Source organism: Streptomyces sp. NPDC059524 (genome assembly GCF_042749255.1).
In the GTDB taxonomy this organism is placed as follows: Bacteria; Actinomycetota; Actinomycetes; order Streptomycetales; family Streptomycetaceae; genus Streptomyces; species Streptomyces xanthii.
The window spans coordinates 1-19,791 of sequence record NZ_JBHYTK010000098.1; the positions used below are offsets into that span (position 1 = coordinate 1).

Sequence of the window (19,791 nt, forward strand, 5' to 3'; positions counted from 1 at the left end):
CCCCTGAGATGCGCACTTCGTGCGCGATCTCATCGGGGAAATGCGGCGCGGAGCGCCATGCATTTCAGGGGCGCGGGGAACTGCGCGACCAGCCCCCACCGGCCGGTGGTCGCCCGACCGCCGGGGGGCCCCACCCCGTGGGCGGGTCAGGCACGGCGACGGCGCAGCACGTACTGGACGGTCAGCGCCAGCACCAAGGGCCCCCAGAGCGTCGCAGGCAGCACGCAGACGTCGAACAGAAGCTCCCACGCCGCACTGTCCGCCGGCGGCGCCTCGTACCCGGGCGCACCCAGGATGCTCAGCAGGAACCCGCCCCACAGCATCGTGGCCCCGAGGCCGCCGAGCACGGCCGGGACCAGAACCACCGGCACGGGCAGCCGCCGCCCGCCCACCAGCGGGATCCAGGACGGCACCCGCTCGCCCCACCCCCGCACGAGCCCGAAGCAGAGCAGCGCCAGCGCCTCGGTGAGCAGGCTGAGCCCGAAGACGTACGGCACGGAGAGCCAGAGGCTGCCGAGGGAGCCGTTGCCCGTACCCATGTCGAAGCCGAACGCGAACGGCAGCCGCCACAGGCACTGGGGGAGCAGGACGAGCGGGATCAGGTGCGCGACCCGCTCGGCCCAGCGGGGCACGGGACGCTCAGTGGTGCCGCCGGGGGACGGGTGAACTGCCGTTGTCGTCATGGTCGTCATGGCTCCCACGCTCCCGCTCGGCGCCGCACAGGGCGTCCGCCGGGGCGCCGAACCGCCTCCCCCGCGCGGCGGAGCCGGCCTGAGGCTCAAGGAGCAGAAGGCAGAAGGCAGAACGCAGAAAAGAGCCCCGGGTACGGACCGTCGTACCCGGGGCTCTGGTTCGGGAGGTGGATTCCGTCCGACCTCGCGCGACTGGCGAAACATGCATGCGCGCTGCCGGACGGAGCATCGGTCGGGACCGCGGCGGCCGTGCGACGGCTTCCCGGTCGCCCTTCCTCAGGTCGAAAGGGGGACGGGGAGGCCTTCACCACCGCACTGGCTCGCACGAGCCGCCACGGTCCTCGTCGTCCCGCCACCCACCACGTGACCACCCCTCATCCGGGTCACGCGGCAGGTGCGGGTCTATGCGTACGGGGGCTGACCTCCCGTCAATCCCCGTACGCGGTCTGGGGAGTTCTTCCCGGTCAGTCCTCGCGCAGGGCGCGGACCGCCTCCTCGACGCGCTTGCCGTAGTCGGCGTCGGCGGCGTGGAAGTGGGCGAGGTTCTTCTCCACGATGTCGTCGCGCGAGACCTGGGAGAGGCCGCCCGCGATGTTCGCGACCAGGCGTCCCTTCTCTTCCTCGGACATCAGGCGGTACAGCTCGCCCGCCTGGTAGAAGTCGTCGTCCTTGGCGTGGGCCGGCGCCTCGTGCGTACCCGTGTAGCCGGAGATCGCGAGCGGCGCGGAGAGCGCGCGACCGGTCTCGGCCGGGCCGTCGAAGGAGTTCGGCTCGTAGTTCTTGCGGCTGCGGGCGTAGGCGTTGGCGGCCATCAGACCGTCGCGGCCGTAGTTGTCCGCGGTGGTCGCCTTGGGGGCGTTGACCGCGAGCTGGGTGTGGTTGACGCCCAGGCGGTAGCGGTGCGCGTCCGCGTAGGCGAACAGGCGGCCCTGCAGCATCTTGTCGGGGGAGGGGCCGATACCCGGAACGAAGTTGTTCGGGGAGAAGGCGGCCTGCTCGACCTCGGCGAAGACGTTGTCGGGGTTGCGGTCCAGGACCAGTCGGCCCACACGCTGCAGCGGGTAGTCCTTGTGCGGCCACACCTTGGTGAGGTCGAACGGGTTGAACTGGTAGTCCGCGGCCTCGGCGGCCGGCATGACCTGGACGTAGAGGGTCCAGGACGGGTTGACGCCGCGCTCGATGGCCTGCAGCAGGTCCGTCTGGTGCGAGTTCGGGTCCTTGCCCGCGATCTCGGCGGCCTGCTCCGACGACAGGGAGCGGATGCCCTGGTTCGTCTTGAAGTGGTACTTCACGAAGAAGGCTTCGCCCTGCTCGTTCGTCCACTGGTAGGTGTGCGAGCCGTAGCCGTTCATGTGACGGTACGAGGCCGGGATGCCGCGGTCGCCCATGAGCCAGGTGATCTGGTGGGTGGCCTCGGGGGCGTGGGCCCAGAAGTCCCAGACGTTCTCCGGCTCCTGCTTGCCCGTGAAGGGGTCGCGCTTCTGGGAGTGGATGAAGTCGGGGAACTTCAGCGGGTCCTTGATGAAGAAGACCGGGGTGTTGTTGCCGACGAGGTCGTAGTTGCCCTCTTCGGTGTAGAACTTGAGCGCGAAACCGCGGGGGTCACGGACGGCGTCCGCACCACCGAGGTTGTCGGCGACGGTCGAGAAGCGCAGGAAGACCTCGGTGCGCTTGCCGACCGTGTTCAGGAAGTCGGCGTGGGTGAAGCCGGTGACGTCGTCCGTCACCTCGAAGTAACCGTAGGCGCCGGAACCACGGGCGTGCACGACACGCTCCGGGATGCGCTCGCGGTTGAAGCGGGCGAGCTTCTCCAGCAGGTGCTGGTCCTGGATCAGAAGCGGGCCGCCGGCACCGGCGGTCGCGGAGTTCTGGTTGTCGGCGACAGGGGCGCCGGACTCGGTCGTGAGCACACGCTTGGGCATGGGGTGGAGGCGACCTTCCGTGCAATGGCTGCTGACGATGGGGGGAGCGTAGGTACCCCTGAACTGCTACGTCAACAGTTTGTTGAAGTTCCGGGCGACCTTTTTCAACAATTTGTTGAACAGGTGGGTATGGGTTCCGGGCCGTGGCGACGCCTGGGCGCGACAGGACAGGTGTCAGCGCCGCCACGGCCCGGAAGTCTTCAGGGTCAGGCCACCTGGTTGCCCGAGAGGCGCTCGACGGCGCGCAGCAGGGCGGAGTGGTCCAGGCCGCCGTCGCCCTGGGCGCGCAGCGAGGCCACGAGCTGGGCCACCACGGCGCCGACGGGCAGGGCCGCACCCACGTTGCGGGCGGCGTCGGTGACGATGCCCATGTCCTTGTGGTGCAGGTCGATGCGGAAGCCCGGCTTGAAGTCGCGGTTGAGGAAGTTGTCCTTCTTCCGCGTCAGGACGGTCGAGCCGGCCAGGCCGCCGTTGAGCACGTCGAGCGCGGCGGTGAGGTCCACGCCGGACTTCTCCAGGAAGACCACGGCCTCGGCGCACGCCTGGATGTTCACGGCGACGATGAGCTGGTTGGCGGCCTTCACGGTCTGGCCCGAGCCGTGCGGACCGCACAGCACGATGGTCTTGCCGAGGGCCTCGAGGAGCGGCTTGGCCTCGTCGAAGTCGGCCTGCTCACCGCCGACCATGATGGACAGGACGGCCTCGATGGCGCCGGCCTCGCCACCGGAGACGGGCGCGTCGATGACGCGGATGCCCTTCTCCTTGGCGTTCTTCGCCAGGTCGACCGAGGTCTGCGGGGTGATCGACGACATGTCGACGATCAGCGCGCCGGACTTCGCGTTCTCCAGGATGCCCTCGGGGCCGTAGGAGATCGCCTCGACCTGCGGGGAGGCCGGGACCATGGTGACGATGACGTCGGCGTCCTTGACGGCCGCGGCGATCGATGTGGCGGCGGTGCCGCCGGCCGCGGCGAGGCGGTCCAGCTTGTCCTGCTCGAGGGTGAAGCCGGTGACGTCGTAGCCGGCCTTGATCAGGTTCTCCGACATGGGCGAGCCCATGATGCCGAGACCGATCCACGCGACCTTGGGGAGGTTGTTGCTCATGAGGGTGACTCCAAAAAACTCAGGAAAGCTGTGATACGTGGGTGAGTCGGCGCGCCGGCGAGCGCGCGCTGCTCAGTGGCGCGCGGCGCGGGCCTCGTGCGGCAGCCAGCCGAAGGACTCGGCGCTCGGGGCGTCGCCCGGCTTGTACTCCAGGCCCACGTAGCCGTCGTAGCCGGCCTTGCGGAGCTGGTCGAGGAGGTCCTCGAGGGGGAGCGAGCCGGTGCCCGGAGCGCCGCGGCCCGGGTTGTCGGCGATCTGCACGTGCGCCGTCTTGTCGGTGTACGCGCTGATGACCTGCTGGAGGTCCTCGCCGTTCATGGACAGGTGGTAGAGGTCCATGAGGAACTTGGCGTTGCCGAGGCCGGTGGCCTCGTTCACCTTGTCCACGATCTCGATGGCCTTGGGGGCGCTCACGATCGGGCAGGCGGGCGACTCGGGCTTGTTCAGCGCCTCGATGAGCAGCACCGCGCCGATGCGGTCGGCCGCGCGGGCCGCCAGCACCAGGTTCTCCAGTGCGAGCTCGTCCTGGACGGCGGGGTCCACGCCCTCCACCCGGTTGCCGTACAGCGCGTTGAGCGCCTTGCAGCCGAGGGACTGGGCGAAGTCTGCCACCACGTCGATGTTGGCGCGGAACTTCTCGCTCTCCTCGCCGGGGATCGACAGGGCGCCCCGGTCCGGGCCGGGCAGCTGACCGGCGTAGAAGTTCAGGCCGGTGAGCTGGACTCCCGCGTCCTGGATCGCGCTGCGCAGCGCGTCGAGCTCGGACTGCTCGGGGGTGGGGGCGTCGACCCACGGCCACCACAGCTCGACCGCCGTGAAGCCGGCCGCGGCGGCGGCGGCCGGGCGCTCCAGGAGCGGGAGCTCCGTGAAGAGGATCGACAGGTTGACGTTGAAGCGCTGGTCTGCGAATCCCATCGGGGTCGGCGCTCCCTTCTGGTCCGTGTTCCGCGTGACGTTCAGTTCCGTATTGCGGAAGTTTCTTTCTGCGTGATGGAAGATTGCCTGGAAGGGCTCGTCTCTGTCAAGGGGCTGGGCACGACCTGGTCCAAAGGGGGCCATCGCGGGTTAGGTTGATCGGGTGCGATTGAGAGTGGAATTCACGACGGAGCCCTTCGACCTCGACGAGGCGCCCGCGCACGCGGTGGCCGCCCGCCGGGTGATCGAGGCGGCGGAACTGGACGCGGTCGACGTCGGCCCGTTCGGGAACACGGCGGAGGGCGGGGCCGACGCGGTCCTCAAGGCGGTCGACGCCTTGCTGCGCGAGAGTCTCGCGACCGGCGCCACCCGCATCTCGCTGCAGGTCAACGTGGTGGGGGAGGGCGAGGCGTGACGAGCACGGGGGGCGAGGCCTCCGGCGAGGCCTTCATCACGGCCGTGAAGCCGCTGGTCGACGCGATGGGTGGAGAGCTGGTCCCGCCGGCCGACGCCGGTCTGGACGATGTCGTGCTGAGCTGGCAGGGGGCGGACGTCGCCGCCGTGCGCCTGCCGCAGCTCGCGGACTCGCTGGATCACATCCTGGCCGCCATGCAGCGGGTGAAGGGCCGGCCGCTGGCCGAGCTGGACCGCCGGGAGAAGCAGGAGATCGTGCGGGTCCTGGAGGGGCGCGGTGCCTTCTCCGTGCGGCACGGAGTGGAGACCGTGGCGGGCGCCCTCGGCGTCTCACGGTTCACCGTCTACAACTACCTCAACAGGGAGAAGACCTCCTGACCCCGCCTGACCTGGAGTGATGCGGCGACCGCCGTGGCAGGCCCCGACCGCCGTCCGGATATCGGACGGCGGTCTTTCGTTACACCAACTTTTCAACAAACTGTTGACGTGGTGTTTCCGAGGGCGTTAGCTATCCGCAGCCCGTCCAGCACAAGGCCACGGAGGCAGTCCCGTGACTTCAGGTTCGTCAGCCACCCAGCGGGGGTTGACCCGGTTCAACACCTCGGACGAGAGCGCGGCCCAGGCCGAACTCCACGAGGTGTGCACTTCATCGGCGTGGGGGCGCAAGATCATCGCCCAGCGCCCGTTCGCTTCCGCTCAGACCCTCTTCACCGCCAGTGACGCCGCCATGGCCGAGCTGTCCATGGAGGACCTCGCGGAAGCCATGGCGGGACACCCGCCGATCGGTCGCCCGAAGCCCGGCGACCCGACCTCGTCCCGCGAGCAGCGGGGCATGGCCGGAGCCTCCGAGGAACTCAAGGCGGAGATGCTCGAGCTCAACCTGGCCTACCAGGACCGCTTCGGGCATGTCTTCCTCATCTGCGCCACCGGTCTGACCGGCGAGCAGATGCGCGACGCGCTCAAGGTCCGGATCGCGAACACGCCGGACCAGGAGTGGGAGATCGTCCGCGCCGAACTCGGCAAGATCAACCGCATCCGCCTCACGAGCCTCGTGGAACAAGGAGAGAACGCCTGATGAGCACCGAGAAGACCGCCCCCTACGTGTCCACGCACATCCTGGACACCAGCCTCGGCCTCCCGGCCGTCGACGTCGCGGTCACCGTCGCGGCGCGCTCCGGCTCGGACGCCGACTGGGTGACCCTCGGTTCCTCGGCCACGGACGACGACGGGCGCTGCAAGAACCTGCCGGTCCTGCCGGCGGACACCACCCACGTACGCCTCGACTTCGACACCGAGACGTACTTCGCCAAGAAGCAAGCCGATGCGCAGCAGGACGCCCCCGCGAATCGGGACAGCGACGCGTCCGCGGTGTTCTTCCCGGAGGTGGCGATCACGTTCGCCGTCGTCCCGGGCGAGCGCTACCACGTGCCGCTGCTGCTCAACCCGTTCGGCTACTCCGTTTACCGAGGGAGCTAGCAGACATGCCTACGATCCTGGGCCAGAACCAGTACGGCAAGGCGGAGAACCGCGTTGTCAAGATCACGCGGGACGGCGACACCCACCACATCAAGGACGTCAACGTCTCGGTCGCCCTCAGCGGTGACCTCGACGACGTCCACCTGACCGGGTCGAACGCCAACTGCCTGCCGACGGACACCACCAAGAACACCTGCTTCGCCTTCGCGAAGGAATACGGGATCGAGTCGATCGAGCAGTACGGCATCGAGCTCGCCCGGCACTTCGTCGACAGCCAGCCGTCCATCCACCGGGCCCGCATCCGGCTCGAGGAGTACGCCTGGGAGCGGATCGCCGGCTCCGACGCGGGCTCCAAGTTCATCGGCGCCGACGAGGTCAAGCACTCCTTCGTCCGCAAGGGCCAGGAGATCCGCCTCGCGCAGATCACCTACGACGGCGAGAAGTTCGAGGTCCTCTCCGGCCTCAAGGACCTCACCGTCATGAACTCCACCAACTCGGAGTTCTGGGGCTTCATCAAGGACAAGTACACGACGCTCCAGGAGGACTACGACCGTATCCTCGCCACGTCCCTGTCGACGTGGTGGCGCCACAACTGGACGTCCGCCGACGAGCGCACGCCGAACTGGAACAAGTCCTACGACCAGGCCAAGAAGCACATGCTCGAGGCCTTCGTCGAGACGTACTCGCTCTCGCTGCAGCAGACCCTCTTCCAGATGGGTTCGCGGATCATCAACAACCGCACCGAGATCGACGAGATCCGCTTCTCCGCGCCGAACAAGCACCACTTCCGCCAGGACCTCTCGTCCTTCGGCCTGGAGAACGAGGCGAAGGACGGTGCCGTGTACTGGGCCGCCGACCGCCCCTACGGCCTCATCGAGGCCACGATCCTGCGGGACGGCGCCGACCAGCGCATCCCGGTCGACATGACCAACCTCTGACGCGGGGCGCGCGCCCCCGTCCGCCCCGCAGTGGGCGGGGGCGCGCCACACCGGAGGGAACAAAGCAATGGCAGTGCCAGCACAAGGGCCGGCGGCAGCCGAAGGCCCGTGTTCCACCCCACCGGAAAGCACCACAGCGACCGCCGAAGCGGTCCACCCGGTGGATGAGAAGCTCCACCCGTCGCGGCTCGTCCCCGCCGCACTCCAGCACATCGCCGCCATGTACGCGGGCGTCGTCACCCCGCCGCTCATCATCGGCCAGGCCGTCCACCTCGACACCGCGGGCCAGACCCGGCTGATCGCCGCGTCCCTGCTCATCGCCGGTGTGGCCACCCTGCTCCAGACGCTCGGCGTCAAGGGACTCGTCGGAAACCGGCTGCCCTTCGTCAACGCCGCGTCCTCCGCGGGCATCGCACCGATGCTCGCCATCGCCGAGACCAACGCCAAGGGCGACCAACTCCCCGCCATCTACGGGGCCGTGATGGTCGCGGGCGTCTTCTGTCTCGCCATCGGACCGTTCTTCGGCCGGCTCCTGCGCTTCTTCCCGCCGCTCGTCACCGGCGTCGTGATCACCCTCATCGGTGTGACCCTGATGCCCGTGCCGGTCAGCTGGGCCCAGGGCGGCGACAAGACCGCCGCCGACTACGGCGACATGCGCTACCTCGCGCTCGCCGGCTTCACCCTCGCCGTCATCCTGTTCATCCAGCGGTTCGGCAAGGGCTTCGTCAAGCAAGTCGCCCTGCTCTTCGGGCTGTTGATCGGCACCCTCGCCGCCATCCCGTTCGGCATGGCCGACTTCGGCGCCCTCAAGTCGGCGCCCGTCGCGGCGCTGCCCACCCCCTTCGCCTTCGGCGCACCCGAGTTCCAGCCCGCCGCGATCATCTCGCTGTGCCTGGTCATGCTCGTCCTGATGACGGAGTCCAGCGCCGGCATGCTCGCCATCGGCGAGATCTGCGAGCGCGACTGCGACGGAAAGACCATCACCAGGGGTCTGCGCACCGACGGCCTCGCCACCTTCCTCGGGCCGGTCTTCGGCGGCTTCCCGACCTCCGCCTTCGCGCAGAACGTCGGCGTCGTCTCGCTCACCAAGGTGCGCAGCCGCTACGTCGTCGCCGTCGCGGGCGGCGCCCTGCTGATCCTCGGCGCCTTCCCGGTGCTGGGCGCGGTGGTCTCGATGGTCCCCATGCCGGTCCTCGGCGGAGCGGGCATCGTCCTCTTCGGGTCCATCGCCGTCAGCGGCATCCGCACCCTCTCGGAGGCGGGCCTCGACGACAGCTCCAACATCATCCTGGTGGCCGTATCGCTCGGCGCGGGCATCATCCCGCTCGCCGCGCCCGGCTTCTACGCCGACTTCCCCGCCTGGGCGCAGACCGTGCTCGGCTCCGGCATCAGCGCCGGCGCACTCGTCGCCGTATCGCTGAATCTCTTCTTCCACCATCTCGGCACCCGCGGCAGCGCCAGCGCCACCGCGGCACTCAAATCCTCCTAGGGTCCTGCCGTGCCCACATCGCCACACACGAAATGAAGGAAGCACCATGGCACCTTCTTCGGCAGACCGCATCGTCATCGAGAACGTCGCGATCGCGACGGTCGACGCACAGGACACCGAGTACGCCTCGGGCCACATCGTCGTCAGCGGCAACAGGATCGAGTCCATCGGGGCGGGACAGGCCCCGAAGGACCTCGAGAACGTCGTCCGCCGCATCGACGGGACCGGCCACCTGGCCACGCCCGGCCTGGTCAACACGCACCACCACTTCTACCAGTGGATCACCCGTGGCCTGGCGACGGACCACAACCTGTTCAACTGGCTGGTGGCGCTCTACCCGACCTGGGCGCGCATCGACGAGCAGATGACGTACGCGGCGGCGCAGGGCTCCCTCGCGATGATGGCCCGCGGCGGTGTCACCACCGCCATGGACCACCACTACGTGTTCCCCAAGGGCTCGGGCGACCTCTCCGGATCGATCATCCGGGCCGCCTCCGAGATGGGCGTGCGGTTCACCCTGGCCCGCGGCTCCATGGACCGCAGCGAGAAGGACGGCGGCCTGCCGCCGGACTTCGCGGTCGAGACCCTCGAAGGCGCCCTCGCCGCCACCGAGGAAACCGTCAGGAAGCACCACGACGCCTCCTTCGACGCGATGACGCAGGTGGCGGTGGCCCCCTGCTCGCCGTTCTCGGTGTCCACCGAACTCCTCAAGCAGGGCGCCGAGTTGGCGCGCCGCCTCGGCGTACGGCTGCACACCCACGGCAGCGAGACCGTCGAGGAGGAGAAGTTCTGCCACGAGCTGTTCGGCATGGGCCCGACCGACTACTTCGAGTCGACGGGCTGGCTCGGTGAGGACGTGTGGATGGCGCACAGCGTCCACATGAACGACTCCGACATCGCCGCGTTCGGCCGGACGAAGACGGGCGTCGCCCACTGCCCGTCCTCCAACGCCCGCCTCGCGGCCGGCATCGCCCGCGTCCCCGACATGCTCGCGGCCGGCGTCCCCGTCGGCCTCGGCGTCGACGGCACCGCCTCCAACGAGTCGGGCGAACTGCACACCGAACTGCGCAACGCGCTGCTCATCAACCGCCTCGGCGCCCACCGCGAGGCCGCCCTCAACGCCCGCCAGGCCCTGCGCCTGGGGACGTACGGAGGTGCTCAGGTCCTCGGCCGGGCCTCCCAGATCGGATCTCTGGAAGCCGGCAAGCTCGCCGACCTCGTCCTGTGGAAGCTGGACACCCTGGCCCACTCGTCGATCGCCGACCCGGTGACCGCGCTCGTCTTCGGCGCGGCCGCACCGGTCACCCTCTCCCTCGTCAACGGCAAGCCGGTCGTCGAGAACGGCCGCCTGCTGCACGCCGACGAGGACGCCATCGCCCGCTCCACGCGGGACGAGGCCCAGCGCCTCGCGCGCATCGTCGCGCAGGCCTGATCCACCGACTCCGGTCAGGGGGGACGGCCCCTGACCGGGGACCCGAGCTGCCGAGCGGGCAGCTCGGGTGCCGCCCCGGAACGTGGCCCAAAGCCTCACGTTCCCGGGGCGGTCAGCACTACCTGGGCGCACAACAACTGAACACCGGTCAGCACCTTGCACCTTGCATCACCATGCACCACCTCCATGAAGCGAAAAGCACCGGCGAGAGCCCGGTGCCGGAAAACAACCGGAGGAGCCGCAGTGGCGACGAAGCCCAGGTTCACCAAGCAAGGCACCACCTCCGCACCCGAGGGCGCGGAGCAGACCAAACATCCGGTCGACGAGACCCTCCCGCCGCTGAAGATGGCGACCACGGGCCTCCAGCACGTCGCCGCCATGTACGCGGGCGTGGTCGCGCCCCCGCTCATCGTCGGCGCCGCGATCGGACTGAGCCCGAAAGACCTCACCTTCCTCACCGGCGCCTGTCTGTTCACGGCAGGCCTCGCGACCTTCCTCCAGACGCTCGGCTTCTGGAAGATAGGCGCCCGGCTCCCCTTCGTGAACGGCGTCACCTTCGCCGGCGTCGCCCCCATGCTCGCCGTCGTCGCCTCCACCAAGGACAAGGACGACGCGCTGCCCATCATCTTCGGGGCGGTGATCGTCGCGGGCATCCTCGGATTCATCGCGGCACCCTTCTTCTCGAAGATGGTCCGCTTCTTCCCGCCGGTCGTCACCGGCACCGTCATCACCCTCATCGGTGTCTCCCTCATGCCCGTCGCCTTCGGCTGGGCCCAGGGACCCAACCCCGCGGCATCCGACTTCGGGTCGATGAAGAACCTGTCGCTCGCCGGCATCACCCTGCTCATCGTGCTGCTGCTGCGCCGCTTCACCACCGGCTTCGTCAAGCAGATCGCGGTCCTGCTCGGCCTGGTCGTCGGCACCCTCATCGCGATCCCGTTCGGCGTCACGGACTTCGGCCCGGTCGGCGACGCCGCGATCGTCGGCTTCCCGACCCCGTTCCACTTCGGCGCCCCGCAGTTCGCCGGCGCGGCCATCGTCTCGCTCTGCGTCGTCATGGTCGTCTCGATGACCGAGTCCACCGCCGACATGCTCGCCCTCGGTGAGATCGTCGGCCGGCCCGCCGACGAGAAGACCATCGCCGCCGGCCTGCGCGCCGACACCCTCGGCACCGCGATCAGCCCGCTGTTCAACGGCTTCATGTGCAGCGCCTTCGCGCAGAACATCGGCCTCGTCGCCATGACCAAGATCCGCAGCCGGTTCGTGGTCGCCGCCGGCGGCGGCTTCCTCGTCCTGATGGGCCTGTGCCCCATGGCCGCCTCGCTCATCGCCGTGGTCCCGCGCCCGGTGCTCGGCGGCGCCGGCGTCGTCCTGTTCGGCTCGGTCGCGGCCAGCGGCATCCAGACCCTGGTCAAGGCCGGCATGGAGAAGGACAACAACGTCCTCATCGTCGCCGTCTCGCTCGCCGTCGGCCTCATCCCGATCGCGGAGCCGGAGTTCTACCACGCGTTCCCGGAGAACGCGAAGATCATCCTGGACTCGGGCATCTCGACCGGCTGCGTCGCCGCGGTGGTCCTCAACATCCTGTTCAACCACCTCGGACGCGGCCGCGACGCCGATGACGTCACCTCGCCGATGGAGTCCGGCGACGCCATCGCGGAACAGCGCACCGCGCACTCGGCGGCCGCCGCGCACTGACGCCGCGACACGGAGACAGAAGCAGAACACGGAGGGCGTCGGTGCCGACGACAAGGCACCGGCCCCCGCCGGTTCTCCGCCCCCGGAGAAGAGTCCGGCGAAAAACCCGACTGACAGATCATCGCGTGTGTGGTTACGATGCCCGCGATGCTGAACACCTCCTCGCACCGATTGGGGGAACCGTCCACGCAAGGTGAGTGCTGATGGCACATCACCTCCCGGACGGAATTCCACCCCACCTGCTGATGTGGCAGCGCGTACGCCGTTACGCCGTGCCACCGTCCATGATCGAGACCGCCACCGCACGCCGCGGTGCGGGCGACTGGGCCGGCGCCTGCGCCGCCGCCCGCGTCGACCCCGACCTCGATCTGCGCGCCGTGCGCCGTCGCCACGGCACCGAACAGACCGCTCGCCTCCGCGCCGACCTGCGCCGTCTCGCGCCGGACCTGCTGCGCTGGCACCTGCCCCGCATGGCCCCCGACGGACGGCTGCGCCCCGGCCTGACCGTCCCGCTCGTCCGCTACGGCGCACCGGGCGACCCGCCCCTGCACCTCGTCGCACGGACCATGCCGGTCGGCGCCGACGCGGGCCAGCGGATCTCCCTGGCGCTGTGGGAGGGTTCGGGCGGCGCCCCGCTCGGCGACCACCCGCATCCGCACCCCGACCGCCGCTTCCGGCTCGACCTGCACCGCCACCTCTGGGACGCGGAGCGCAGCGCCGAACTCGCGGCCCGCGCCCCGGCCGACCTCGCCACCGAGGCGGAACTGCTGCTGCGCGGCGCCACGGGCCGCCCGCGCGGGGTGTTCACCGTACGGCTCGACGCCCGCCGGCGTGCCGTGCTCGAACTCGTCGCCCCCGACGACAGCCACGTCCCCACGGTCCGCCCGCTGCGCGACGCCGTGCCGGCCCGCCAGGCCGCCGCACTGCCCGCGCTCCCCGAAGCGGCCGTCCACGAGGCCCCCGACCTGTCCCTCCTTCGCGCCGGACTCGTCACCCTCGACGCCCTCCACCCCTTGGTCGCGGCGGCCCTGCACCCGTACGCCCCGCCCGAGCCGGCGCTGCCGCACGACGCCGACGCCGCACCGGCCGACCCGCACCGCGTCGAGTGCCGCGGCGAGATCCACCGGATCGCGCTGCGCGACGGCGTCCTGACCGCCGTCGACCACGACGCCGAGCAACTGCGCCGCGAGGACCTCCTGGTGGCGCTCGGCGGCCCGCCGCTGCCCTGCCTGCGCGCCATCGACGCGGTCCACCGCACGCCCGAGGCCCTGCCCGCCGTACGCGAACGGCTCGGGCACGGTGACGTCCGCGGAGCGCTCGACGTCGTCGAAGGCCTGCTCGGCCCGGGAGCGATGCTCCGCGCCGGTCCGCTCCGCGACGCACTGGAACAGGCCGCGGCGGGCCGGGTCGACCACGGCCTCTTCCGCTCCGGCCTGCCGGACGACCACCCCGGCGCGGCCGCCGGCCCCGGTGGCCGGCTGCGCCTCGCCCGGAGCCTCCCGCCCGAACTCCTCCTGAAGCGGGGGCGACGGAACGGGTGGCGGCGAGCCCCCAGCAGGTGACGAGCCGTCGCCGGCCCGCACCCCCGAAGGGGCGCCGGACCGTGCCGAGATGCGGCTCCGCCGCGTGCTCGCGACCCTCGTCCGCCGATGCCGCTCGATCTTCTTCCGAACTCCGGACGGGCGTGTGTCCCGTCCCCGAACACCCCTGGTGATGCCCATGACTGTCAGTACCCTTCTGCCCACGCCCACCCAGACCCCCGCGCCCCATGAGAGCCCCGCCTCCCGACTCGCCGTCGCCGGGGACCTGTTGGCGCTGCTGCGGTGCACCACGACCGAGCCCCGGCCCGACGAGCAGCTGGAGGCGCTGACGCTCGCCGTCGCCGCCGATCTGCCCGTGCTGCTGTGGGGCGAGCCCGGCATCGGAAAGACCGCCGCGCTGAACCAGCTCGCCGATTCGCTCGGGCTGCCGCTGACCACCGTGATCGCCAGCGTGCACGAGCCGTCCGACTTCTCGGGGCTGCCGATCGTCGGCGAGGACCCCGCCGTGCAGGGCGTGCCGATGGCGCCGCCGCAGTGGGCGGTCGAACTCGTCGCGGCGGGGCGCGGACTGCTCTTCCTCGACGAACTGTCCACCGCGACCCCGGCCGTGCAGGCCGCGCTGCTCCGGGTCGTCCTGGAGCGCCGCGTCGGTTCGCTCCAACTGCCGCCCGGCGTACGGATCGTGGCCGCCGCCAACCCGCGGGCCTCCGCCGCCGACGGCTGGGAGCTGAGCCCGCCGCTCGCGAACCGGTTCGTGCACCTGTACTGGGTGCACGACCGCGACGTGGTCGTGCGGGGCCTCGGCGGCGTCTGGCCCCGGGCCACCCTGCCGAGCCTGGACCCCGACCGGCTCGCCGACGCCGTCGCACTCGCCCGGCGCGCGGTCTGCGGCTTCCTGGAGGCCCGCCCCACCCTGATCCACCGGCTGCCCAACTCCGAGACCCGGCGCGGCGGCGCCTGGCCCTCGCCGCGCAGCTGGGAGGCGGCGCTGACCCTGCTGGCGTTCGGCGCCGCGGCCGGTGTCTCGCGCGAGGTGCTCGCCCTGCTCGTGCGCGGCGCGGTCGGCGACGGCCCCGGGCTCGAACTCCTCGCCCACCTCGACCGGATGGACCTGCCCAACCCGGAGGACCTCCTCGCGCAGCCGCCCCGCGCGGAACTCCCCGAGCGCGGCGACCTGCGCCAGGCCGCGCTCGAAGCGGTGGTCGCCGCGGTGGGCGCCCGCCCGGAACAGGCCCGCTGGGACGCGGCGTGGACCGTCCTCGTACGCGCCCTGGAGACCGGCGCCCCCGACCTCCTGGTCGCCCCCGCGACGGCCCTGGCCGGGCTGCGCCGCGACACCTGGGAGGTCCCGGCCGCGATGGAACGCCTGGCCGACGTCATCGGCATCGCCCGGACCGCCGACCGCTCGGTGGACCGCGTCCGGGCCGCGGCGAAGGGGGCCCGCCGATGACGAGTACGAACCCGGCACCGCGCCGCTCGCCCCGCCCCCTGCCCCGGCCCATGGCCCCGCCTCCGCCGCCGCGCCCGGTGAAGGCCCCGCTCACCCGGCCGCCCGCCCGCACCCCCGACACGTCCGGGCTGCCGCTCGACATGGAGAAGCTGCTCGCCGCGCGGCTGCACGCCGTGAAGGTCCGCCCCTACCTCGCGGCCGCGCTGTTCGCCCTGCACATCGTCGAGGACCGGGCCGTGCCGACCATGGGCGTCGACGCCCACTGGCGCTGCTACGTCTCGCCCGCCTTCGTGGCCCGGATGAGCGTCGAGGACCTGGCCGGGGTCTGGGTGCACGAGGTGTCGCACCTGCTGCGCGACCACCACGAGCGCGGCGCCCGCTACGCCCGCGAACACGAGGAGCACGGCGCCTTCCAGCGCCTGCGCCGCAACATCGCCGCCGACTTCGAGATCAACGACGACATCTACGGCGACGGCCTCCCGCGACCCGCCGGTGTCGTCCTGCCCTCGCGGCTGAGGCTCAGCGACGGCCTGCTGATGGAGGAGTACCTGCGCACCGCCTCCATGAAGGGTCTCGCCGGCGACCTGGCGTGGCTGGACTGCGGCAGCGGCGCCGACGGCGAGCCCCGCCCCTGGGAGCTGGGCCCCGACGGCGCCCAGGGCCTCACCCGCCAGCAGCGGGACGCCGTACGGTTCCGGGTGACCGAGGCGATCAAGGGCGCCCCCGGCGAGGCGCCCGCGGGCTGGCGGCGCTGGGCCGACGAGGCGTTCCAACCCCCGCAGCCCTGGCGGCAGTTGCTCGGCGCCGCGATCCGCTCGGCGGCGGGCGCCCCCGGCGTCGGCGAGAACCACAGCTACCGGCGACCCTCGCGCCGCTCCGCCTCGCTGCCCGGCGTCGTCCTGCCGAGCCTGCGCCGCACGCCGCCCCGCGTCTGCGTGGTCATCGACACGTCCGGCTCGGTGAGCGACGCCGAACTCGGCAGCGCCCTGCTGGAGGTGGCCGCGATCGCCCGCGCGGTGGGCGGCCGGCGCGACCTCGTCTCGGTCGTCTCGTGCGACGCGGCGGCCGGGGTCGCGGTCCCGCTCTGTCGCGCGGAGAGCCTGGAACTCGTGGGCGGGGGCGGCACCGACCTGCGCTCGGGCTTCGCGACGGCCCTGCGCCGAGGCCCGGGCCCCGACGTGATCGTCGCCCTGACCGACGGCCAGACCCCCTGGCCCTCCGAACGCCCGCCCTGCCGCACGGTGGTGGGCCTCTTCCCGCGGCCCGCCCGCCGGGTGAACGAGAACGACGAGGACTACGAGCCCGACGGCCCCCCGGACTGGGCCCGAGTGGTCACGATCGGCTGAGAGCGCGGGGCTGTTCCGATCCTCGGCTCCGCCGCGTGGGCGCGCCCCGTAAGGGGCGCGGGGAACTGCGCGACCAGCCACGACGCGACGGAAAGCCGCCCCGCGACCGAACCAGGCAGACGGTCCGCGCAGACCGACTCCCCGCACCCCAGCGGGGCCTATCCCAACTCACCCGATGTGATACGCATCCCCGTACACCTTCCAGTCGAGCGGCGTCTCGAGCCCCAGGTTCCCCTTCCGGAGGAAAACCCGCTGAGCCGTGTCGACCCGGCTGGTGTCACTGTGCGCCTCCTCCTGCTTCATGGCCCACACCCGCGCGTCGAGGAACGCGTCGAGCCACTCCACCTCGTCCCCGCCCCGCGCCGGCGGCTGAGCCGCGCGGAGGGCGCGCGCCCGGATCCCGCCGAAGCTGGTGGGGTCCGACCCGTCGCCGTGCATCACGATGGCGTCGTAGTACGCGAACTGCCCGAGCGTGCCGACCCCGTCGGCCTTGCCCCGGGACACCGCCGGGTCGAAGTACACCCGGTCCCGTTCGTCGTCCTGCGCCCGCCGGAAGGCGCTGTCGCGGGCGGCCTCGGCCCAGGCGTCGGGGAAGCCCGGGTCCAGGCCCTCGTGCGAGTCGCTGCCGTCGACCGCGCGCAGGGCGGGCAGGTACGCGGCGAGGGGGTTGTCCGGCTCGCGCCGGGTGTAGAGCTCGACGAGGTCGAGCATGTCGCCGGTGCCGGAGCAGAACCCGATGATGCCCGCCGTGTAGCCGCGGCCGTCACCGATGTCCTCGATGTACCGGTACTGGGCCTTCCAGTCGAGCGAGGAGTTCTCGGCGCTCGACACGAGCTGCATGGCGATCTCCTTCTTCGCCGGGTCGTCGAGCCCGACCGCACGCGCCGGCAACCCGGCGGCCCCGGCGAGCTGGGTGGTGAGGAGCGGCGCCGCCACGACGGTGGCGCCGATGAGGGTGAGCAGCGTGCGACGGGAGGTGCGTATGTGGGGGGTGGGCACGGTTCCTCCTGGGGGAGTTGAACGTTCCGCCGACTGTTAGGAAGGTTTCCTACCAGAGATCCGGCGGCACGTACACCCGTCGAACAGCCGTCAGACGTCTGCGGAGCGGGTCCCGTTCAGCCCTGCCGCAACCGGTCCCGCACCTGAACCGCCAGGTCGTACGTGCTGCCGGTGGGCCGCGTCGCGAGCGCCCCCGGATCGCGGATCCACGCGGAGTCGAACGCGTACCAGTCCTGCTTCGCGGGCGCGCGCCCCGCACCGAGCGCGGCCCGCAGCTCGGAGAAGTACGCCGCCCAGCGCTTGCGGTACAGCCCGCCGACCAGGCCCGCCCACTCCCGGTTCGCGTAGTCGTGCAGGCCCGCCGCCGCACCCGACCGCGTCCCCCACACCGTCACGATCGACAGCGCGTCCTGCGCGAGCCGGTTCCGCTCGGCGGTGTCGGCGCCCCAGGCGCGCGCCTCGGCGACCCAACGGCCCAGCAGATGGCGGGAGTCGGTGGCGAGCAGCCGGTCCAACAGCGTCATGAGGGAGAGCCAGTCCGCACACAGCCGGTCGAACCCGGCCGCGTCCTTCGCCTCGTACGCGGCCCTGATCCGCGGCAGCAGTGACCGGCTGCGGTTGGAGAGCGCCTGCCGCGCCACGTCGAGCAGGTCGGTGCGGTACGCCGACGAACCGCGCAGCCCGGGCCGCACCGCCAGCAGATGACCGAGGGCCTTCTCGAACTCGCCCGCGTCGTAGCGCAGCCGCTTCGGCGACCACGTCGCGGCCGACACGGCCTTGAGCGAGGGGCGCGCCCCGAAGAGCCCGTCCGCGCCCTCCGCCCACTCGTCCGCGCGGGTCGTCCCGTACGCGGTGCGCCGCAGCACGTCCCAGGCGGCGACGGCCCGCGCGTCCCGCTCCCCGTACCGGGCCACGGTATACGCCTCGAACCAGCTCTCGAGGTCCAATGCCCCGTCGGTCCAGGCGAGTTCGGAGAACAGCTCGAACGCGGCCGGATTGTTGTCGGCCGCCTCCGGCAGCAGCGCCGTACCGCGCAGCGCGCTGCCCGGACGGTCCCGCCAGGCCGGGAACAGCTCCGCCCAGTCCCGGGTGTTGGCCCCGAGCACGGTGTGCCCGCCGAAGTTCCAGATCGAGCCGAACGCGTACGGCGTGCCGCCCCAGTCCGCGTCCCGGTCGGTGATGCTCGTGAAACGGTCGGAGAGCCCGTCGACCACCAGCATGTGCCGCTTGTCGATGGCGTCCACGATCGCCCGCGGCGGATTGTGCCGCCAGCCGAGGATCACCCAGACCGCGTCGCCGCGCGCGTCCCGCAGGCCCCGCTCGACGCCGCGCGCCGCTTCCCCGACCGGCACGTCGCCCGCGCTGCCGCCCTCGTGCAGCAGATCCATCTTGAACAGGCGGGCGGGGCCGAACAGCTTCTCCTGTTCCCGGTAGAACGCGGCGGCCACCGAGGCGAACTGCCGGCCGCGCGGATCCAGCCACTCGGGGCGCCGGTACCCGTACCAGTCGCCCTGCGGCACCACGTGCGCCCCGGGATTGCGGTCCGCGAAGCCCGGCGGCACCGTCCCGAAGTAGCCGGGGAACACCGGCTCCATGCCCAACTCCCGCACCCGGTACGCGATCCGGCGCCCGAGCCGGGCCCGCGCCGCGAGCAACTGCGCCGAGACGGGCCCGCCCGCCGGGCCCGCCATGTTCTGCAGCAGCCACCACGGCTGGTGCGCGGGGGAGGGGATCCAGTCCCGCAGCTCGGCGTCCGTGTACCCGAACCCGCGGAACACCCGGTGGTAGAGCGCGTCCGCGCCGGCCTGCACGAACACCTCGTTGAACCCGTGCAGCGCGAGCACGTCCAGCTCCCGCTCCCAGTACGCCCAGTCGTGGTACGCCCCGGTGTAGCCGTCGTTCGTGTCGTTGAGCACGAACCGGTGCGGCACGCCCGCGTGCCCGGACAGCGCCCGTGCCGGCAGCGGCAGCCGGTCCGGCAGGTCCACCTGCTCGCCCGCCCAGGAGATGTTGGCGTGCACGACGTCCTTCAAGTACCGGCGCAGACCGGCCAGCTGCACGGCCGGCGAGGAGCCCGTCACCCGGATCCGGCCACCCGAGGCCGCCACCCGGTAGGTGTCGTGCGGGCCGCCCGGCGGATCGAAGTCCAGCTGGTCCGCGGCGGGTCCGAGCAGACGGCGCGCGGCGCGTGCGGCGGCGCCGCCGGTCGCGGCGGAGGAGGGCAGGGCGTCGGCCCGGTCGGCCCCGGCGGTGCAGGACACCGCGGCCGATCCGGCGAGCGCGGTCAGGAGCGTACGGCGAGCCAGCGGCATGGCTCCTGCATACCCGGCGCGACCCCCGCCGGACGTGACGCCATGCCGAAGCCCCGGCAGGGGA

General features: G+C 71.7%; 17 protein-coding genes. 11 read left to right on the forward strand and 6 right to left on the reverse strand.

Going from position 1 to position 19,791, the window contains the following annotated elements:
* Positions 1-146 precede the first annotated feature (146 nt).
* From ACFW9D_RS24880 to ACFW9D_RS24895, 4 genes are all read right to left on the reverse strand, one after another.
* Positions 147-683: a hypothetical protein gene (locus ACFW9D_RS24880; RefSeq protein WP_384624989.1), complete on the reverse strand. Its 537-nt coding sequence runs from the start codon at positions 681-683 to the stop codon at positions 147-149.
* 473 nt (positions 684-1,156) lie between these two features.
* A complete protein-coding gene (locus ACFW9D_RS24885; protein ID WP_188336165.1) occupies positions 1,157-2,614 on the reverse strand; it encodes a catalase in 1,458 nt (485 codons plus the stop codon).
* 206 nt (positions 2,615-2,820) lie between these two features.
* A complete protein-coding gene (locus ACFW9D_RS24890; RefSeq protein WP_188336164.1) occupies positions 2,821-3,717 on the reverse strand; it encodes a 2-hydroxy-3-oxopropionate reductase in 897 nt (298 codons plus the stop codon).
* A gap of 72 nt (positions 3,718-3,789) precedes the next feature.
* Positions 3,790-4,632: a TIM barrel protein gene (locus tag ACFW9D_RS24895; protein WP_188336163.1), complete on the reverse strand. Its 843-nt coding sequence runs from the start codon at positions 4,630-4,632 to the stop codon at positions 3,790-3,792.
* Between the two features lie 163 nt (positions 4,633-4,795).
* On the opposite strand from ACFW9D_RS24895, the gene ACFW9D_RS24900 reads away from it, so the two are divergent.
* From ACFW9D_RS24900 to ACFW9D_RS24950, 11 genes are all read left to right on the forward strand, one after another.
* The gene (locus tag ACFW9D_RS24900) at positions 4,796-5,047 is read left to right on the forward strand and encodes a hypothetical protein (RefSeq protein ID WP_188336162.1); all 252 of its coding nucleotides are present in this window, start codon (positions 4,796-4,798) and stop codon (positions 5,045-5,047) included.
* Between the two features lie 65 nt (positions 5,048-5,112).
* The gene (locus tag ACFW9D_RS24905; RefSeq protein WP_188341226.1) at positions 5,113-5,424 is read left to right on the forward strand and encodes a helix-turn-helix domain-containing protein; all 312 of its coding nucleotides are present in this window, start codon (positions 5,113-5,115) and stop codon (positions 5,422-5,424) included.
* Between the two features lie 172 nt (positions 5,425-5,596).
* Positions 5,597-6,121 (forward strand): 2-oxo-4-hydroxy-4-carboxy-5-ureidoimidazoline decarboxylase, encoded by a 525-nt coding sequence (gene uraD / locus ACFW9D_RS24910; RefSeq protein WP_384624994.1) that lies wholly within the window; start codon positions 5,597-5,599, stop codon positions 6,119-6,121.
* The gene (uraH, locus tag ACFW9D_RS24915; RefSeq protein WP_188336160.1) at positions 6,121-6,522 is read left to right on the forward strand and encodes a hydroxyisourate hydrolase; all 402 of its coding nucleotides are present in this window, start codon (positions 6,121-6,123) and stop codon (positions 6,520-6,522) included. Before uraD ends, uraH begins: the two co-directional genes overlap by 1 nt.
* Before the next feature lie 5 nt (positions 6,523-6,527).
* Entirely contained in the window at positions 6,528-7,460 is a 933-nt protein-coding gene (gene pucL / locus ACFW9D_RS24920; protein ID WP_188336159.1) for a factor-independent urate hydroxylase, read from the forward strand.
* Positions 7,461-7,527: 67 nt separating this feature from the next.
* Positions 7,528-8,949: a nucleobase:cation symporter-2 family protein gene (locus ACFW9D_RS24925; RefSeq protein ID WP_188336158.1), complete on the forward strand. Its 1,422-nt coding sequence runs from the start codon at positions 7,528-7,530 to the stop codon at positions 8,947-8,949.
* A 46-nt stretch (positions 8,950-8,995) separates the two neighbouring features.
* The gene (locus ACFW9D_RS24930; RefSeq protein WP_384624999.1) at positions 8,996-10,381 is read left to right on the forward strand and encodes an 8-oxoguanine deaminase; all 1,386 of its coding nucleotides are present in this window, start codon (positions 8,996-8,998) and stop codon (positions 10,379-10,381) included.
* 345 nt (positions 10,382-10,726) lie between these two features.
* Positions 10,727-12,079: a nucleobase:cation symporter-2 family protein gene (locus tag ACFW9D_RS24935; RefSeq protein ID WP_384625030.1), complete on the forward strand. Its 1,353-nt coding sequence runs from the start codon at positions 10,727-10,729 to the stop codon at positions 12,077-12,079.
* A 203-nt stretch (positions 12,080-12,282) separates the two neighbouring features.
* Positions 12,283-13,641, forward strand: coding sequence for a hypothetical protein (locus ACFW9D_RS24940; RefSeq protein WP_384625001.1), 1,359 nt, complete (start codon positions 12,283-12,285; stop codon positions 13,639-13,641).
* Between the two features lie 157 nt (positions 13,642-13,798).
* Positions 13,799-15,070, forward strand: coding sequence for an AAA family ATPase (locus tag ACFW9D_RS24945; RefSeq protein WP_384625003.1), 1,272 nt, complete (start codon positions 13,799-13,801; stop codon positions 15,068-15,070).
* 140 nt (positions 15,071-15,210) lie between these two features.
* On the forward strand, positions 15,211-16,416 hold the full coding sequence (locus ACFW9D_RS24950; protein ID WP_384625033.1) for a VWA-like domain-containing protein: 1,206 nt from the start codon (positions 15,211-15,213) through the stop codon (positions 16,414-16,416).
* Between the two features lie 168 nt (positions 16,417-16,584).
* On the opposite strand, the gene ACFW9D_RS24955 is transcribed toward ACFW9D_RS24950, so the two are convergent.
* Both ACFW9D_RS24955 and ACFW9D_RS24960 read right to left on the reverse strand, forming a co-directional pair.
* Complete coding sequence (locus ACFW9D_RS24955; RefSeq protein WP_384625006.1) at positions 16,585-17,415, reverse strand: chitosanase; 831 nt, start codon at positions 17,413-17,415, stop codon at positions 16,585-16,587.
* A 116-nt stretch (positions 17,416-17,531) separates the two neighbouring features.
* Entirely contained in the window at positions 17,532-19,727 is a 2,196-nt protein-coding gene (locus tag ACFW9D_RS24960) for an alpha-N-acetylglucosaminidase (protein WP_384625008.1), read from the reverse strand.
* Between the last annotated feature and the right edge of the window lie 64 nt (positions 19,728-19,791).

Excerpts from the sequence above, each read along its gene's own strand:
- ACFW9D_RS24880 (WP_384624989.1), bottom strand. The coding sequence starts at position 683 with ATGACGACAACGGCAGTTCACCCGTCCCCCGGCGGCACCACTGAGCGT.
- ACFW9D_RS24885 (WP_188336165.1), bottom strand. The coding sequence starts at position 2,614 with ATGCCCAAGCGTGTGCTCACGACCGAGTCCGGCGCCCCTGTCGCCGAC.
- ACFW9D_RS24890 (WP_188336164.1), bottom strand. The coding sequence starts at position 3,717 with ATGAGCAACAACCTCCCCAAGGTCGCGTGGATCGGTCTCGGCATCATG.
- ACFW9D_RS24895 (WP_188336163.1), bottom strand. The coding sequence starts at position 4,632 with ATGGGATTCGCAGACCAGCGCTTCAACGTCAACCTGTCGATCCTCTTC.
- ACFW9D_RS24905 (WP_188341226.1), top strand. The coding sequence starts at position 5,113 with ATGGGTGGAGAGCTGGTCCCGCCGGCCGACGCCGGTCTGGACGATGTC.
- uraH (WP_188336160.1), top strand. The coding sequence starts at position 6,121 with ATGAGCACCGAGAAGACCGCCCCCTACGTGTCCACGCACATCCTGGAC.
- pucL (WP_188336159.1), top strand. The coding sequence starts at position 6,528 with ATGCCTACGATCCTGGGCCAGAACCAGTACGGCAAGGCGGAGAACCGC.
- ACFW9D_RS24925 (WP_188336158.1), top strand. The coding sequence starts at position 7,528 with ATGGCAGTGCCAGCACAAGGGCCGGCGGCAGCCGAAGGCCCGTGTTCC.
- ACFW9D_RS24930 (WP_384624999.1), top strand. The coding sequence starts at position 8,996 with ATGGCACCTTCTTCGGCAGACCGCATCGTCATCGAGAACGTCGCGATC.
- ACFW9D_RS24935 (WP_384625030.1), top strand. The coding sequence starts at position 10,727 with ATGGCGACCACGGGCCTCCAGCACGTCGCCGCCATGTACGCGGGCGTG.
- ACFW9D_RS24940 (WP_384625001.1), top strand. The coding sequence starts at position 12,283 with ATGGCACATCACCTCCCGGACGGAATTCCACCCCACCTGCTGATGTGG.
- ACFW9D_RS24945 (WP_384625003.1), top strand. The coding sequence starts at position 13,799 with ATGACTGTCAGTACCCTTCTGCCCACGCCCACCCAGACCCCCGCGCCC.
- ACFW9D_RS24950 (WP_384625033.1), top strand. The coding sequence starts at position 15,211 with ATGGAGAAGCTGCTCGCCGCGCGGCTGCACGCCGTGAAGGTCCGCCCC.
- ACFW9D_RS24960 (WP_384625008.1), bottom strand. The coding sequence starts at position 19,727 with ATGCCGCTGGCTCGCCGTACGCTCCTGACCGCGCTCGCCGGATCGGCC.